Source organism: Silvimonas soli (genome assembly GCF_030035605.1).
Taxonomy (GTDB): Bacteria; Pseudomonadota; Gammaproteobacteria; order Burkholderiales; family Chitinibacteraceae; genus Silvimonas; species Silvimonas soli.
The window spans coordinates 834,820-850,425 of record NZ_CP106736.1 but is presented as its reverse complement, the minus strand read 5'-3'; the positions used below and the strand labels follow the sequence as shown (position 1 = coordinate 850,425).

At 57.2% G+C, this 15,606-nt stretch carries 14 protein-coding genes; 6 read left to right on the top strand and 8 right to left on the bottom strand.

All coding sequences use genetic code 11. From position 1 onward, the window contains the following. Positions 1-373: 373 nt before the first annotated feature. The 4 genes from ettA to N7220_RS03890 form a co-directional block, all read right to left on the bottom strand. The gene (gene ettA, locus N7220_RS03905) at positions 374-2,026 is read right to left on the bottom strand and encodes an energy-dependent translational throttle protein EttA (RefSeq protein WP_283150168.1); all 1,653 of its coding nucleotides are present in this window, start codon (positions 2,024-2,026) and stop codon (positions 374-376) included. 277 nt (positions 2,027-2,303) lie between these two features. Beyond that, positions 2,304-2,465 (bottom strand): hypothetical protein, encoded by a 162-nt coding sequence (locus N7220_RS03900; protein WP_283150167.1) that lies wholly within the window; start codon positions 2,463-2,465, stop codon positions 2,304-2,306. 314 nt (positions 2,466-2,779) lie between these two features. After that, entirely contained in the window at positions 2,780-4,150 is a 1,371-nt protein-coding gene (locus N7220_RS03895; RefSeq protein WP_283150166.1) for a multicopper oxidase family protein, read from the bottom strand. 226 nt (positions 4,151-4,376) lie between these two features. Then, complete coding sequence (locus tag N7220_RS03890) at positions 4,377-4,811, bottom strand: DUF411 domain-containing protein (protein WP_283150165.1); 435 nt, start codon at positions 4,809-4,811, stop codon at positions 4,377-4,379. Between the two features lie 638 nt (positions 4,812-5,449). Between N7220_RS03890 and N7220_RS03885 the strand changes: the two genes are divergently transcribed. From N7220_RS03885 to N7220_RS03865, 5 genes are all read left to right on the top strand, one after another. Further along, positions 5,450-7,813: a heavy metal translocating P-type ATPase gene (locus N7220_RS03885; protein WP_283150164.1), complete on the top strand. Its 2,364-nt coding sequence runs from the start codon at positions 5,450-5,452 to the stop codon at positions 7,811-7,813. An 82-nt stretch (positions 7,814-7,895) separates the two neighbouring features. Further along, the gene (locus N7220_RS03880) at positions 7,896-8,102 is read left to right on the top strand and encodes a heavy-metal-associated domain-containing protein (RefSeq protein WP_283150163.1); all 207 of its coding nucleotides are present in this window, start codon (positions 7,896-7,898) and stop codon (positions 8,100-8,102) included. Then, positions 8,089-8,421: a metal-sensitive transcriptional regulator gene (locus tag N7220_RS03875; RefSeq protein ID WP_283150162.1), complete on the top strand. Its 333-nt coding sequence runs from the start codon at positions 8,089-8,091 to the stop codon at positions 8,419-8,421. Before N7220_RS03880 ends, N7220_RS03875 begins: the two co-directional genes overlap by 14 nt. 3 nt (positions 8,422-8,424) lie before the next feature. After that, complete coding sequence (locus N7220_RS03870; RefSeq protein ID WP_283150161.1) at positions 8,425-8,739, top strand: heavy-metal-associated domain-containing protein; 315 nt, start codon at positions 8,425-8,427, stop codon at positions 8,737-8,739. Between the two features lie 147 nt (positions 8,740-8,886). Continuing rightward, the gene (locus N7220_RS03865; protein WP_283150160.1) at positions 8,887-9,411 is read left to right on the top strand and encodes a YgjV family protein; all 525 of its coding nucleotides are present in this window, start codon (positions 8,887-8,889) and stop codon (positions 9,409-9,411) included. On the opposite strand, the gene N7220_RS03860 is transcribed toward N7220_RS03865, so the two are convergent. Beyond that, a complete protein-coding gene (locus tag N7220_RS03860; RefSeq protein WP_283150159.1) occupies positions 9,408-10,559 on the bottom strand; it encodes a methionine aminotransferase in 1,152 nt (383 codons plus the stop codon). The genes N7220_RS03865 and N7220_RS03860 overlap by 4 nt on opposite strands. 124 nt (positions 10,560-10,683) lie before the next feature. Then, entirely contained in the window at positions 10,684-10,971 is a 288-nt protein-coding gene (locus N7220_RS03855) for a fimbrial protein (protein ID WP_283150158.1), read from the bottom strand. A gap of 322 nt (positions 10,972-11,293) precedes the next feature. On the opposite strand from N7220_RS03855, the gene N7220_RS03850 reads away from it, so the two are divergent. Then, complete coding sequence (locus N7220_RS03850) at positions 11,294-11,893, top strand: short chain dehydrogenase (RefSeq protein WP_283150157.1); 600 nt, start codon at positions 11,294-11,296, stop codon at positions 11,891-11,893. A gap of 89 nt (positions 11,894-11,982) precedes the next feature. Here N7220_RS03850 and lpdA read toward each other — a convergent pair whose 3' ends face one another. After that, entirely contained in the window at positions 11,983-13,746 is a 1,764-nt protein-coding gene (lpdA, locus tag N7220_RS03845) for a dihydrolipoyl dehydrogenase (protein WP_283150156.1), read from the bottom strand. Between the two features lie 88 nt (positions 13,747-13,834). Continuing rightward, positions 13,835-15,496, bottom strand: a complete 1,662-nt coding sequence (gene aceF, locus N7220_RS03840; protein ID WP_283150155.1) for a dihydrolipoyllysine-residue acetyltransferase — start codon at positions 15,494-15,496, stop codon at positions 13,835-13,837. Between the last annotated feature and the right edge of the window lie 110 nt (positions 15,497-15,606).

The window sequence follows — 15,606 nt, the reverse complement described above, 5'->3', positions numbered from 1 at the left end:
TCAGATCACATTTAAATTTCAAGCAAATTCAAGGTATTAGCAGGCTAATACGCAACAAGGGCGACACAATACCACTGGTGCGGGTTTTGTGCTTGTCCAATGCACAGGATGGCTGGTGGACGGCGACAACGCAGAAATGTAGCCCGGATGAAGCGTGAGCGAGAATCCGGGGGCAATGTTTGCCAAAATCATATTGGGTGGCTTGTTGACGCGTTGCCACCCCGGATTCTCACTGCCCCGCTGCAACTGTCAAATGCGATATCCAGGGGCATTGTGGGGGCCCCCCCCAAGGAGTGGGTCCCATTCGGGCTAGGGGGTGCAACAAAAACGGGAAGCCGCAGCTTCCCGTTTGTTTTCCATTCACCAATCCCGCTTAACGCGTTACCGGCTTGTAGCGAATCCGCTTTGGCTTGGCGCCTTCTTCACCCAGACGCTTGCGTTTGTCGGCTTCGTATTCTTGATAGTTGCCGTCAAAGAAAGTCCATTGGCTGTCGCCTTCCGCCGCCAGAATGTGCGTGGCGATCCGGTCAAGGAACCAGCGATCGTGGGAGATCACAAACGCGGTGCCGGCAAATTCCAGCAGAGCGTCTTCCAGCGCGCGCAGGGTTTCCACGTCCAGATCGTTAGACGGTTCATCCAGCAGCAATACGTTGCCGCCCTTGAGCAGTGTTTTGGCCAGATGCAGACGGCCACGCTCACCACCCGACAGGTTGCCGATCATCTTTTGCTGATCGCCACCCTTGAAGTTAAAGCGGCCCAAGTACGCACGGCTGCTCATTTCAAATTTGCCCACAGTCAGCAAATCCGCACCGCCAGAAACATCGTCAAACACGGTTTTTTCGTTGTCCAGGCCTTCGCGGCTTTGTTCAACGAACGCCATTTGCACGGTGGAACCGATATCGACTTCACCGCTATCCGGTTGTTCTTTACCGGCGATCATCTTGAACAGCGTGGATTTACCGGCACCGTTCGGGCCGATAATGCCGACGATGGCACCCGCCGGGGCGTTGAAGGTGAGGTTGTCGATCAGCAGGCGGTCGCCAAAGGCTTTGGACACACCCTTGAACTCGATAACTTTGTCGCCCAGACGTTCCGCGACCGGAATAAAGATTTCCTGGGTTTCGTTGCGCTTTTGGTGTTCAAAGCTGGACAGTTCTTCAAAGCGGGCAATCCGCGCCTTGGATTTGGCCTGACGACCCTTGGGGTTCTGGCGTACCCATTCCAGCTCTTGCTTCATCGCCTTGATACGGGCGCCTTCTTGCTTGGATTCGGTTTCCAGACGCGCTTCTTTTTGCTCCAGCCAGCTGGAGTAGTTGCCCTTCCATGGAATGCCGTGGCCGCGGTCCAGTTCCAGAATCCATTCGGCGGCGTTATCGAGGAAGTAGCGATCGTGGGTAACGGCCACCACGGTACCGGGGAAGCGTACCAGGAACTGCTCCAGCCATTCCACCGATTCTGCATCCAGGTGGTTGGTTGGTTCGTCCAGCAGCAGCATATCGGGCTTGGACAGCAGCAATTTACACAGTGCCACGCGGCGTTTTTCACCGCCGGAGAGGTTGCCAATCTTGGCATCCCACGCTGGCAGGCGCAGCGCGTCGGCGGCCAGTTCCAGTTGCAGGGCGGTATTGTCGCCCGCTCCGGCGGAGATAATGGCTTCCAGTTGCGCTTGTTCTTCGGCCAGCTTGTCGAAGTCAGCATCGGGTTCAGCGTATTCGGCGTAGACCTCTTCCAGCCGCTTTTGCGCAGCCATCACTTCACCCATGCCGCCTTCGACTTCTTCGCGCACGGTGGCGTTGTCATCCAGCTTGGGTTCTTGTTCCAGATAGCCAATCTTCACACCGGCCAGATGCTGTACTTCGCCGTCGAATTCTTTATCGGCACCCGCCATAATCCGCAAGACGGTGGATTTACCCGAGCCATTCAGACCGAGCAGGCCGATCTTGGCACCCGGGAAAAAGCTCAAGGAAATGTCCTTGATGATCTGGCGTTTGGGCGGAACGATTTTGCTCACGCGGAGCATGGACATTACATATTGGGCCACGGCGAATTACTCGGCTGATCGGAAATGCCGCAAGTTTAACAAACGCGGGGCCAGGCACGAAGCCGAACTACGGTTTTACTTTGAAAAGAGCCGGGCGGCATGGTCTGGTTTGCTGACAACTCCAAATGGCAGGCCAAAGAAAACCGGCTGATGACGCCGGTTTTCTGGATTGAATCTGGAGGTGCGATCGACTACGTGCTTTCAATTGCTCGCCAGTGTCCAACGTTGAGGCATTTACCCTGGCGTGGCGAACGCACGCAAATTACATGCCTTTGCTGGCTGTTCCGTTGGGTTGATCATGCGGATGCACATGCATATGAGGCAGATAGGTCCCAGTGGCGTTACCCCAGCCTTCTTCCGCTTGAGCAAAGCTGGCGATGCCCAGTAGAGACAATGCGAATACTGCAGTGATGAGCTTCTTCATTTCAATTACTCCCGACTAGATATATGTACTTTGCCGAGAACCAGAAAACGGCTTCGGCTGATGCAGCGTGTTGTTCATGAACCTGTTCGTAAAGAGCAAAGCCTTACCGCCACCGAGTTGCTGGTAGCTGTCGTTTAGAGGGAGTTGAAACGGGTTGGTTTTATGTAAATGGCATTTACTAGACGAACGGTCGGTCTTGTCTTTTGAAATAATCAATACTTGACGTTTTTATGACCGGCCATGAAAAAGCCGACCCGCAGGTCGGCTTGAAACAGCAAAAGTGGGCGAGCGGTGATCGCCGTTGGCTACGGTGGTCAAATCACTTCCAGCATCCCCATCATGCCGCGATCTTCATGTTCCAGAATATGGCAGTGAAACATCCTTTTGCCGCGCTGATGTTGCACTGTATGGATCACCACCGTTTCACCGGGGCGCGTGTTGACGGTATCGCGCCAGGCCAAAAAGGGCGCCGGCACGATTTTGCCCTCTATGCTGCGGCTGACCACCTGAAACTGGGTGCCATGCAAATGAAAAGGGTGATCCATGTCCGAATCATTCACCAGCGACCAGGCTTCAACCGCGTTGCGCTGGCTGCTTAGATCAACTCGCTGCATATCAAACCGCTTGCCGTTGATGAGCGGAATCATCTGATGCACCCCGCCATCCATGCTCATTTGCTCGCTGAAGCGGACTTCTTTGCGGGCCACCGGTGTGGTCAATGGGGCAATGTCGCGCAAGCGGGTGGGTAATGGCGCAGCCTTTGCGCCATCGAACAAAACCTTGGCCAAAGTCAGTGTTTGTTCGATGGCGACATCGCCCATTTTGCCGCGGTCATAAGGAGTTGCTTGCAGCGTGACTGCACCAGCCGTACCGCTCACCACAATCTGCGCGCGCTCGCCTGGCGACAGCAATAGTTCGGTGACTGTTCTTGGCTGAGCCAGCAAACCGCCGTCACTGCCCACCAACTGGAACGGCCGACCTGCCAGTGACAAACGCAGATACCGGGCATTGCAGGCGTTCCACAAGCGCCAATGCTGCGCGCCGTTCACGTTAATGACTGGCTGATGGGCGCCGTTGACCAGCACAAACTGGCCTTCGCGCCCATTCATCCAGTCCATCTCCGAATTACCGGCAATGCGGCCATCAGTGGCCAGTTTCAGATCGGAGAACAACAGATGCTGTTCAGGCAAGGGGGCTAGAGGGTCGGCCTTGGCTCGCACGATCAGCGCGCCAGCCAGACCCATCCACGCCTGCTCGGCTGTATAACCATGCGGATGCGGGTGATACCAGTAGGTTCCGGCAGTCCCAAGTGGCAAGGTAAAGCGATACAGCCGCTCGCCACCGGGCGGCACTTCTTCGCCCGGATTACCATCCTGGTCGGGCGGTACTGGCAGGCCATGCCAGTGAACGGTGGTGGGTTGAGCCAGCTGATTCACCAGGCGGATTTCCAGCGTGTCACCTTCCATGACCTCAATCAGCGGGCCGGGCAACTGACCATTATAAGCCCAGGCGGTAGTACTCAAGCCGGGTTTGAATTGCACCTCGACGGGCCGGGTAGTGAGCGTGGCTTTGAATAAACCGGCTTGCGTGGCTTGATTGGGCAGTGTGCGCAAGGCGGGCAGGGTGCTGCCAACGGGTAGATCGCTCACCGGTAACAGTGCATCGGCCGCGGTGGCAGCTGGCATTGTCATGCCTGGCATCGAGGCGGTCATTGTCATTGTGTGAGAGGCCGGCTGTGCAAAGGCTTCGCGGCCTACAGCCAGGCTTGCAAGAGCGGCACTGCCGTAGCGCATAAAAGAACGACGATCCATAGGCTTTGCTCCAGAGCGGCGGGTCTTTTTTACATCGGCGCTAACAGCGCCAGGCCCGCCGCATGCAATGGTCAGGATAGATGCTGGTTTAAATGCCGGCTCAGAACTTACCGAACACCGGGAGCGCACCGTCGGCCTTGCCGTTGAGTGCATACACAGTCAGCGTGCCGGCTTTTTCCGTCCCCATGCCTGGCGAGTTCATTGGCATGCCAGGTACGGCAATTCCCGCGATGACAGGTTTGGTTTTGAGCAATTTGCTGATTGCGGCGACGGGAACATGCCCTTCTACCGTGTATTTACCGATGCGCATGGTGTGGCAACTGGCCGCGTTGGCCGAGCCCCATTGTTTGCGGATTTGCTCCATATCGGTACGGTCTTCGGCTTTGACCTCAAACCCGTGGGTTTTCAGGTAAGCGATATAGGCCTCGCAGCAGCTGCAGCCGGCATTTTTGTAAAGCGTAACCGGAATGGCGGCTTGTGCGGCGCTGGCCAGCAGCAAGGTAAGGGTGGCAAAAATACTGAAAATACGTTGCATGAGCGATAGCTCCATAGGCGTCGGCTGTGCTGAGGTAGTTTGGTTCAGCAAACAGCCGGATATGATCGAACAAGACAGACGCACACGCGGCAAGGGCCGCAAGTGAGTCATAGCTAGAACCGGGAGTCGATCAGACGCTGGAGCGGGGTGGGGGTAACGGCGGGCGGCTATCGCGCGAGGCGGGAACAGGGGGTATGCGTGAACTCAAGACGCTGGTCAGCCCATGTGTGGGTGGCAGTTGCTGGCTAGCGGCAGGTACGGCCTGGTGCATGGAACAGACTGGGCTATCGCAGCAGTGATCGACCGCATGGGCTGCCGTCACTTGCGGCGCGGAGTCATGACAGGTGTTGGGTGCTGCATCCATTTTGGGGTGGGCGCAATGTGTCGCCTCCATTGTGGAGACTGGCATTGCTTGCGGCGTGACTATGCCGGCGGATGCAAAGGTCGCCAGCAATAGACAGAAAATCAACAAGCCAATGCGCCACATGCCGTGATGCCATCGCCAGAAATCGGGAGCTGCAAATCTATACCCCCGGATGGTATTGGTAAAGATGGGCGTAACAAATGCCATCGCGTATACAGATACCCCTGCTCCGTATAATATACCCGCAATGGGTATATGAATTAAGGTGACACGCATGGATGTTTCACTGCCAATCAGCGGTATGACTTGCGCAGCATGTGCTGGCCGCATCGAGAAAGTATTGGGGCGGCTGGACGGCGTGAGCGCACAGGTGAATCTGGCCAGTGAATCGGCCAATGTCAGCATGACTGGTGAACCCGGTGTCGCGCAGGTGATCGCCTCCATCCGTAAAGCGGGTTATGACGTCAAGGCAGAACAACGCACCCTGGCGCTGTCGGGTATGACGTGCGCCGCCTGCGCTGCGCGAATTGAGAAAGTCCTCAATCGCTTGCCTGGCGTTACGGCCACGGTCAATTTCGCCAGCGAAACAGCGCAAATCGAACAACCTGCCGGATTGCACGACAGCCAGACCTTGGTCGCCGCCGTGCGCAAAGCCGGTTATGACGCCCGTGATATCACCGAACAGAATGAGGACCCGGCGGCCAACAAGGCTGAAGCGTCTTTCTGGCAATGGCTGGCGCCAGCTCTGCTGACGGCGCCACTGCTGGTGGAAATGATTGCCATGTTCAGCGGATCGCATGCAGTGATGATTCCGCGCTCTCTGCAATGGCTGCTGGCAACGCCGGTGCAATTCTGGTTTGGCTGGCGCTTCTATCGCGGTGCCTGGCATACGCTGAAAGGCGGCGGGGCCAATATGGATGTACTGATCGCGCTGGGTACCAGCGTGGCGTATTTCTTTAGCGCGGCGGTGGTGCTGTGGGGATGGCATGACTTGCCGGTTTATTTTGAGGCCAGCGCGGTGGTCATCACGCTGGTGTGCCTCGGCAAATGGCTGGAAGCGCGCGCCAAACACAAAGCCTCGCGTGCGATGAGCGAGCTGATGCAACTGCAACCCAAAACCGCTCGCGTGGAGCGCGATGGCGCGGTGGCCGAAGTAGCGATCAACCAGTTGCGCAACGGCGATGTGATTATCGTGCGCCACGGCGAGGCTGTGCCGGTGGATGGCGAGGTGATTGGCGGGCTCGCTGTGATCGACGAAAGCATGCTCACTGGTGAAAGCATCCCGGTAGAAAAACAGGCAGGCAGCAAGGTTTACGCCGCCACGCGCAATCAGGACGGGATGCTGCGCGTTACCGCAACCGGCGTTGGCCAGCACACACAACTGGCTGAGATTGTGCGGCTGGTGGCCGCAGCGCAGGGCTCCAAAGCGCCGATCCAGCGACTGGCCGATCGCATTGCCGCTGTGTTTGTCCCGGCCGTTTTATTGATTGCCTTGCTGACTTTTGCACTGACATGGTGGTGGCTGGGCGGCTTCACTCCGGCCATGGTCAACGCGGTAGCCGTGCTGGTGATTGCCTGCCCCTGCGCCTTGGGACTGGCGACGCCGTCCGCCGTAATGGTTGGCGTTGGCCGTGGCGCGCATCTGGGGCTGTTGTTCCGCAATGCCGCAGCGCTGGAACATGCGGCGCATATCGACACGCTGGTGGTCGACAAGACCGGCACGCTCACCGAAGGTCGGCCACGCGTCCGCAAGATTCTGCCGTTAGCTACTGCTACGGATGGCATGCCACTGGACGAAGCCACCCTGCTGCAGTGGGCCGCGAGTCTGGAAGCCGGTAGTGAGCATCCACTGGCGCGGGCTGTGCTGGATGAAGCAGCCCAACGCGGATTGGCGCTTTTGTCGGTGAGCGGCTTTACGGTGACGCCGGGTCAAGGAGTGCAGGGCAAGCTAGCCAGTGGAGAACAATTGAAAGTGGGGCGAGCGGACTGGGTTGCCACTTCGCCCGCCCAGAACCCAAGTCTTGCGGATATCCAGCCCGACGAATCGCTGATTGGCGTGGGCGAAGATGGGCGACTGCTGGGTGTAATCACCCTGGCCGATCGCTTGCGCGATACTTCGGTCGAAGCGATCAAGGCGCTGCAGCAAGCTGGGGTTGAGGTGATCATGCTGACGGGCGATAACCAGAGCACGGCGCAATGGATCGCCAATGCTGCGGGCATTACGCAAGTACACGCCCAGGTTTTGCCGGGCGACAAAGCCCGGGTGGTCAATGAGCTCAAGGCGCAAGGCAAGCATGTTGCCATGGTCGGTGACGGCATCAACGATGCTCCTGCGCTGGCTGCAGCTGAAGTGAGCTTTGCGATGGGCGCGGGCAGTGATGTGGCGATTGAAGCCGCAGATATCACCTTGATGCGTAACGACTTGCGTGCGGTGGCTCAGGCTGTGGAACTGGCCCGCGCCACCTTGGGCAAGATCAAACAAAATCTGTTTTTTGCGTTTATCTACAACCTGTCAGGCATCCCGCTGGCGGCCTTGGGTTTGTTGAATCCCGCAATCGCCGGGGCTGCCATGGCGTTGAGTTCTGTCTCGGTGCTGGGTAACGCGCTGTTGTTGCGGCGCTGGCGCGCAAAGGGCTGACGTCGCGGATTGGCAGTTATCAGGAACCAAACGCTTTGATTAACCAAGCCGCGAGCAACGGACACATAAAGGAAAAATGAAGATGGAAACCACCACAATCAAAATCGACGGCATCAGTTGCATGGGTTGCGTTAAAACGCTCACCGGCGTTTTGTCGGGCATTGATGGCGTAAACCAGGTCGTGGTCGATAAGGACACCGCCAGTGCTAGCGTGCAATTCGACCCGGCAGTTACCGGGCAAGCCGATTTCAAACAAGCTATTGAGGATGCTGGCTATGACGTCGTCTGACACTTCGGCTTCCGCACCATGTCATGCCTTGCCGGGTGATCCGGAGAAATCTGCGGTGCAGCCGGACAAAAAGCGGCTGGTGGGGCGCTTGAATCGCATTGAGGGTCAGGTGCGCGGCATCGCGCGCATGGTGGAAGAAGACCGTTACTGCGTGGATGTATTGACCCAGATCGCTGCCATTCGCGCGGCACTTGATGGGGTAGCCATGCACCTGCTGGAAAACCATGCTCACGGTTGTGTAGCGCGAGCAATTGGTGAAGGTAAAGGCGACGATGCCATTGAAGAGTTGATGGATGTGGTCCGCAAACTCAAGGGGTAACGCATGACAACTACAACGGCACTTTGGCTGGTGACCCGTATTATTGCGCGGCCCGCAGACTCATCGCCCGGCCAGGTAGAAACGCTGGCAGCGTTGCCTGGCGTGCAGTCGGTGACCCCTGGAAAACGGCAGCTTACGGTGACCTACGACGTGCGCGAGATGCAGTATGGCTCGCTGGTTAATGTCTTGGGCCCGCGCCGCGCCGGTCTGATCTCCCGCATCCGCACCGCTTGGTTCAACAACATGGACCGCAATCTGGCCGATAGCTTGCAGATCAAGGTCGGCGCATGTTGTAACCAGCCGCCGGTTCGGCGTTGATCAAATACCGGGCAATTTCCCGGTCATTTTTGGTCAAAATTGTGCGCGGTCTGGCGTAATTCGGGGCCAGGGCAGCGTAGAATCGCGGTTTTCGACGACTGTCTGCCGGTATTTCCGGGTGGCGGTTTTATTGTGGAGTAGCAGGTTTTGGCCGTTTTTTCGCTGGCGCAGTGTCTGGGTTATCTGGTGTTTGCGTTGAGCATCGCCGGATTTTTGCAACGGCAAGATCGCCGTTTCAAGGCATTGATGTCACTCCAGTCGGCCACCTATGCGGTCCACTTCGCCTTGCTGGGCAACCCGGCTGCCATGACTAGTGCCGCCGTTTCAGGTGTGCGCATGTTTGCCTCTATGCGCACTCGCTCGCCGTGGGTTGCCACCATGTTCGTGCTGCTCAATATTGGTCTGGGACTGTATGTTGGCCACGGCTGGGCCAGCATTGTGCCCATTGTTGGCGGCTGCGTCGGCACCATCGCCGTGTTTTTCTTTAGCGGCATTCCGATGCGCTTGCTGATTCTGTGCAGTACCTTGCTGTGGCTGGGCAACGGCATATTGTCTGGTTCGATTGGCGGCGTCATGCTGGAAACCACTTCGGCCACGCTCAATATCTTCACCATTGTCCGGCTGTTGCGTGCCCGGCCCGTTGCCGTCCCGGCAACGAGTAGTGTCAGTTAATCCGCCAGTTTTGCCAGCCGTGCCAAGGCGCTATCGATCGTGTCGTCGCGTTTGGCAAAGCAAAACCGCACCAGCCGATCATCCCGGCCATCCCCATAAAATGCTGAAACCGGAATGCTGGCGACGCCATGTTCCAGCGTGAGCCAGCGCGCAAACTCCACATCGCTCAAGTCATCACGGATCGTCGTGAAATCGGCCAGCTGAAAATAAGTGCTTTGGCTGGGCTGCAAGCGGAAACCGACTGCGGTTAAGCCGTTCGCCAGCCGATCCCGTTTGGCCTGATAAAATGCGCTCAATTGCTGCCAATGCACGGGCTGGGCCAGATGGTGCGCCAAAGCATGCTGCATCGGCGTGTTGACCGAAAACACCAGAAACTGATGCACTTTGCGAAATTCTGCGCTCAGCAGCGGCGGGGCCACGCAATAACCCACTTTCCAGCCGGTGGCATGAAAGGTTTTGCCGAACGAATACACCGCAAAGCTGCGAGCGCGCAAAGCCGGGTGCGACAAAACGCTGCGGTGGGTAATGCCGTCGTATACCAGGTGCTCGTAAACCTCATCGGCCAGCACCAGCAAATCATGGTGCTCAACGATGGCGGCAAGTGCATCCAGATCTGAATTACTAAAAACGCTGGTTGCCGGGTTGTTGGGATTATTGACGATGATTAGCCGCGTGCGAGGAGTAACGGCGGCTTCAACAGCAGCCCAATCAATCGCAAATGTTGGTGCGCTCAGATTTACTCGCACCGGCATAGCACCTTGGGCGCGAATCGCTGGCGCATAACTGTCGTAAGACGGATCAAGCAAAATGGCTTCGTCACCCGCATGCAACACCGCAGCAATGGCGGTAAACAAGGCCTGAGTTGCTCCGGCGGTGATGGTGATCTCGGTTTCTGGGTCGACCGGTATTTGTTGGCTAGCGAGCAATTTGGCGGCAAGCGCCTGACGCAAAGCTGGCAAACCGGCCATGGGCGCGTATTGGTTGTGTCCGGCCTGCATGGCGCTGGATGCCGCATCCAGCAAGGCTGGCGCGCAAGGAAAGTCTGGAAAGCCTTGGGAGAGATTGATTGCGCCGTGTTCTGCAGCCAGTTGGCTCATGACGGTAAAAATGGTCGTGCCAACGTCAGGCAGCTTGGAAACAAAGCGCATTACGCAAATCCGGTCGAGTTGATTCGATATATTAACCGGATTTGATGTGAGTCATAGTGATAACGAATCGCGCGGGGTGGGCGCCATGCCCGACAGTGCGTGGGGCATGGCTGAGCCAGCATGCTTAACGGTATTCCACCATCAGAATAGCCAGCTTGGGCTGTTGCTTGCCTGCGTCTGTTGGTGCATTAGACGTTACAGGAATGAGCGTTTTCTGCACGACCGGTTGAATGCTCATCCGGGCAGACTGCGCGATGTGTTGATCGCAATGGCCTAGCTGGGCATTTGCCGGTTTGGTGATTTGATCCAGGTTAGAGACCTGGCAGGTATCTTCAACAATCCGGCCCACAAAGTGAATAGTGCCACCGTCGGCGTGTGCTAACGCGGAAAGGGCTGCAACACTGCTGACCATGAGGGCGATTGCTGCCTTTTTACATGTCATTTGCATAATAATCCCTTTTAAATCAATGGTTAATGATGGATGTTGCTGAAAGCACGCTCAGAATATTCCTATTTTGTATTTTTTGTTTTGAATCAATTATGGCGTGTTGCAAAAACCGCAGCGACGATAGAGCGTGTATTTGGGGTGCAATACCATTGGCATTTTTATTGAACGAATTTTCATCATTTATAACTGATGGTTTTATATGTTCTGAGAAACCAAGTGGTTATCAACTGAAAGCCGTTAAACCAGAATGAGGTCTTCTTTCTTTCAAATTGCGTGAGGTACGAATATGAAGATCATCATTATTGGCGCGAGCGGTACGGTAGGTCGGGCTGTGGCTGAGGCTTTGTCACCCCGTCACGACATCATCAAAGTCGGCAAAACACGTGGCGATTTACAGGTTGATGTGGCCGATGCACAGAGCGTGGGTGGCCTGTTTGCTCAAGTGGGCAAGGTGGATGCCATCGTGTCAGTAACGGGCGATCTGTATTTCGGCCCGCTGGCGCAAACCACGCCGGAAGCTTTTCGCAAGGGGATTGATAGCAAACTGATGGGGCAGGTCAATCTGGCGTTGATTGGGCAGCATTTCTTGCTGCCCGGTGGTTCGATCACCCTCACCAGCGGCATTGTCAGTGACGAACCGATTGCGCAGGGCACTAACGCCACCACGGTTAATGCGGCGGTGGAGGGCTTTGCACGCGGCGCCGCGGTGGATGCCTGGGGCAGGTTCCGCATCAACGTAGTTAGCCCGACGCTGTTGACGGAGTCCGCCGAGGCATATGGCCCGTTCTTCCCCGGTTACGAATCGGTGCCTGCCAGTCGGGTGGCTCAGGCTTATGTGGGTAGCGTGGAAGGGCCACAGACTGGCCGGATTTATAAAGTCTGGTAAAGCGCGGTGTTGGGTCGGCCCAATAAAAAACGCCCCGATGTGTCGGGGCGTTTGGGTTGTAAATGACGTTGGGTCAGAGACCCGGGCAGTTACTTTTTCTTCTTCGGAATGTACAAGTCGGTAATCGACCCGTGAGCGATTTCAGCAGCCATGGCCACGGTTTCCGACAGCGTTGGGTGCGCGTGGACGGTACCGGCGATATCGTTGATATCGGCGCCCATTTCATAGGCCAGTACCGCTTCACCCAGCAACTCACCGGCGTTCACGCCAACAATGGCCGCGCCCAGAATCTGGTGGGTTTCCGGGTCGAACAGGATCTTGGTCAGGCCATCATCGCGGCCATTACCCAACGCACGGCCAGACGCCGCCCACGGGAACACGGCCTTCTCGTACGCCACACCGGTCGCTTTTGCTTCGGTTTCGGTCAGACCCATCCATGCCACTTCCGGATCGGTATACGCAATTGATGGAATCGCGCGGTAATCCAGATAGCTCTTCTCCCCTGCGATCACTTCAGCGGCGCATTTGGCTTCGTGCGTAGCTTTGTGGGCCAGCATCGGATTGCCGACGATATCGCCAATGGCAAAGATGTGCGGCACGTTGGTACGGCACTGGTTATCCACCTGGATAAAGCCGCGTTCGTCGATGTTCACGCCCAGGTTCTCGGCACCAATCAGCTTGCCGTTTGGACGGCGGCCCACTGCAACGAGAACCTTGTCATATACCTGCGGTTCTTTCGGGGCCCAATCGCCTTCAAATGTGCAGCGCAGACCTTCCGGCGTTTGCTCAACCTGCGTGACCTTGGTGCGAATCATCACTTTGTAGCGCTTGCCGATGCGGTCGGTCAGTACCTTCACCACGTCGCGGTCAGCGCCTGGAATCAGGCCATCGCCCAGTTCCACTACACTGATTTCGGTGCCCAGCGCGCCATATACGCAAGCCATTTCCAGACCGATAATGCCGCCGCCCACCACCAGCATCTTTTTCGGGATGCCTTCGAGCTTGAGCGCACCGGTCGAGGTGATTACGCGTGGATCATCGTACGGGTAGCCAGGAATCTTCAGCGCGGTAGAGCCTGCGGCGATGATGGCGTTCTGGAAGCGGATGGTTTTTACCGAACCATCAGCAGCGGTCACATCCAGCGTGTACGGGCCGGTGAACTTGCCTTCGCCGGTTACCACCTGGACTTTGCGCTGCTTGGCCAGGCCAGTCAGGCCCTTGGTCAAACGGCCAACGACGCTGTCTTTAAAGCCGCGCAGCTTGTCGAGATCGATCTTCGGTGTGCCGAAATCAATACCGTGTTCTTTCATTTCTTCGGCGTCGGTCAAGACCTTGGCCACATGCAGCAGCGCCTTGGACGGGATACAACCTACGTTCAGACACACACCGCCCAGTTGCTCGTAGCGTTCAACCAACACCACTTTCTTGCCCAGATCGGCTGCACGGAACGCGCCGGTGTAGCCGCCCGGGCCAGCGCCAAGCACGACGACTTCGGTTTCGATGACGTCGCCAGCAGTGGCAGTAGCTTGTGCGCCTGCAACCGGCTGCGAGACAGATGAAGCCAGTTGCGGCGAAACTGCCGGTGCGGCTGGAGCTGGTGCGGCGGCTGCAACGCCTGCAGCTTCCAGCGTAATCACCAAACCGCCTTCGGAAATTTTGTCGCCGACTTTGACTGCCACCGAGATGACCTTGCCCGCGTGGGTGGAAGGCACTTCCATGGTGGCTTTGTCGGTTTCCAGCGTGATCAGCGATTGCTCTTTTTCAACAACGTCGCCGGCTTTGACGAACACTTCGATGATATCGACGTTGTCATGACCGCCAATATCCGGAACTTTGATTTCTACGGTACTCATTGGGTAACCCTTGTGAGGAGTAAGGGGGGAGGCGTGAGGTGTAGTGGGCCGTGAGAGGTGTTTACCCCTCACGCCTCACGCTTCGCACTTAGAGGATCAGACGCCGCAGGTCGGCCAGCAGTTTGGCCAGATGTACGGTGAAGCGCGCCGCTGCCGCGCCATCAATGACGCGATGGTCAAACGACAGGCTCAGCGGGCACAGCAAACGCGGTTCAAACGCGCTGCCATTCCATACTGGCTTGATCTGGCTCTTGCAGACACCCAGGATTGCCACTTCCGGCGCATTGATGATCGGCGTAAAGCTGCTGCCGCCAATGCCACCCAGGCTGGAAATCGTGAACGTGGCGCCTTGCATGTCGGTCGGCTTGAGCTTGCCTTCGCGTGCCAGAGCGGACAAATCGGTCAGCTCCTTGGCGATCTCTTTCAGACCCTTCTTGTCGGCATCCTTGATCACCGGCACAACCAGACCGTTCGGCGTATCTGCCGCAAAACCGATGTGGTAGTACTGCTTGAGGACCAGGTTGTCGCCATCCAGGCTGGCATTGAAGTTCGGGAAAGCTTTAAGCGATTCGGCTGCAGCTTTGATAATGAAAGCCAAAGGCGACAGTTTCAGACCACTCTTTTCCCACTCTTTGCCAATCGACTTGCGGAATTCTTCCAGCTCGGTGATATCGGCTTCGTCGTTGAACGTAACGTGCGGAATCATCACCCAGTTACGATGCAGATTGGCACCGGAAATCTTCTGGATGCGGGTCAGTGGCTTGGTTTCGATCGGGCCGAATTTGGCGAAATCAACCTTCGGCCATGGCAGCAGATCCAGACCGACGCCAGTACCAGCCGTTGCGGCGGCAACTGGTGCTGCGGCGGCACCCGACAATACGTTCTTGATATAGCCACGCACATCTTCGTGCAGGATACGACCCTTGGGACCGGTACCGGTTACGCGGGACAAATCCACACCCAGCTCGCGCGCAAAAGAACGCACCGATGGGCTGGCGTGAGCACGGCGGAAACCGGCTTCGTCAAACTTGACTGCGGTGGTGGTGGCTGCGGCCGGTGCGGCGGCCGGGGCAGCTGCTGGTGTCGGCACTGGCGTAGCAACTGGGGCCGGAGCAGGTGCTGCAACAGGTGCAGGCGCTGCGGCGCTGGCCGGAGCGCTACCTTTCAGTGTCAGGATCAAGGCGCCTTCACCAATCTTTTCACCAACCTTCACTGCGACACTTTCCACTACGCCAGCCGCTGTGGAAGGTACTTCCATGCTGGCTTTGTCGGATTCAAGCGTGATCAGCGAGTCGTCAACGGCGACGGTATCGCCGACTTTGACGTTCACTTCGATGATCTCGACCGTATCGAAGTTACCGATGTCCGGCACGCGCACTTCAATGCTTTGGGCTGGACCTGCCGGCGCGGCTACCGGTGCCGGAACTGGCGCGGCAACTGGTGCAGGTGCGGTCGGTGCCGGGGCAACTGGTGTTGGCACAGCAGCAGGCGCTGGAGCAGCCGCCGCAGCGCTGACTTCGACCAGCACAACCACATCGCCTTCCGAAACCTTGTCGCCAACCTTGATTTTGACTTCTTTGACCGTACCGGCAGCGGTAGCCGGGACTTCCATGGTGGCCTTGTCGGTTTCCAGTGTGATGAGGGATTGTTCAACCTCGATCACGTCACCGGCTTTGACCAGCACTTCAATGACATCCACGCCATCATGGCCGCCGATATCGGGAATCTTCAATTCAATAACGTTGCTCATGGGAATTCCTGTGAGGGGTGAGGGGTAAGGAGTGAGGGGTGATCTCACTCCTGCCTTAGCGTTCGGTGTGGGCGTGGCAGGTTTTATCCTGCACGCCGCACACCTCACGC

Coding starts and splice junctions, on each gene's coding strand:
- N7220_RS03860 (WP_283150159.1), bottom strand. CDS start 10,559: ATGCGCTTTGTTTCCAAGCTGCCTGACGTTGGCACGACCATTTTTACC.
- N7220_RS03850 (WP_283150157.1), top strand. CDS start 11,294: ATGAAGATCATCATTATTGGCGCGAGCGGTACGGTAGGTCGGGCTGTG.
- N7220_RS03895 (WP_283150166.1), bottom strand. CDS start 4,150: ATGCCAGCTGCCACCGCGGCCGATGCACTGTTACCGGTGAGCGATCTA.
- N7220_RS03890 (WP_283150165.1), bottom strand. CDS start 4,811: ATGCAACGTATTTTCAGTATTTTTGCCACCCTTACCTTGCTGCTGGCC.
- aceF (WP_283150155.1), bottom strand. CDS start 15,496: ATGAGCAACGTTATTGAATTGAAGATTCCCGATATCGGCGGCCATGAT.
- N7220_RS03870 (WP_283150161.1), top strand. CDS start 8,425: ATGACAACTACAACGGCACTTTGGCTGGTGACCCGTATTATTGCGCGG.
- ettA (WP_283150168.1), bottom strand. CDS start 2,026: ATGTCCATGCTCCGCGTGAGCAAAATCGTTCCGCCCAAACGCCAGATC.
- N7220_RS03880 (WP_283150163.1), top strand. CDS start 7,896: ATGGAAACCACCACAATCAAAATCGACGGCATCAGTTGCATGGGTTGC.
- N7220_RS03855 (WP_283150158.1), bottom strand. CDS start 10,971: ATGGTCAGCAGTGTTGCAGCCCTTTCCGCGTTAGCACACGCCGACGGT.
- N7220_RS03885 (WP_283150164.1), top strand. CDS start 5,450: ATGGATGTTTCACTGCCAATCAGCGGTATGACTTGCGCAGCATGTGCT.
- N7220_RS03900 (WP_283150167.1), bottom strand. CDS start 2,465: ATGAAGAAGCTCATCACTGCAGTATTCGCATTGTCTCTACTGGGCATC.
- N7220_RS03875 (WP_283150162.1), top strand. CDS start 8,089: ATGACGTCGTCTGACACTTCGGCTTCCGCACCATGTCATGCCTTGCCG.
- lpdA (WP_283150156.1), bottom strand. CDS start 13,746: ATGAGTACCGTAGAAATCAAAGTTCCGGATATTGGCGGTCATGACAAC.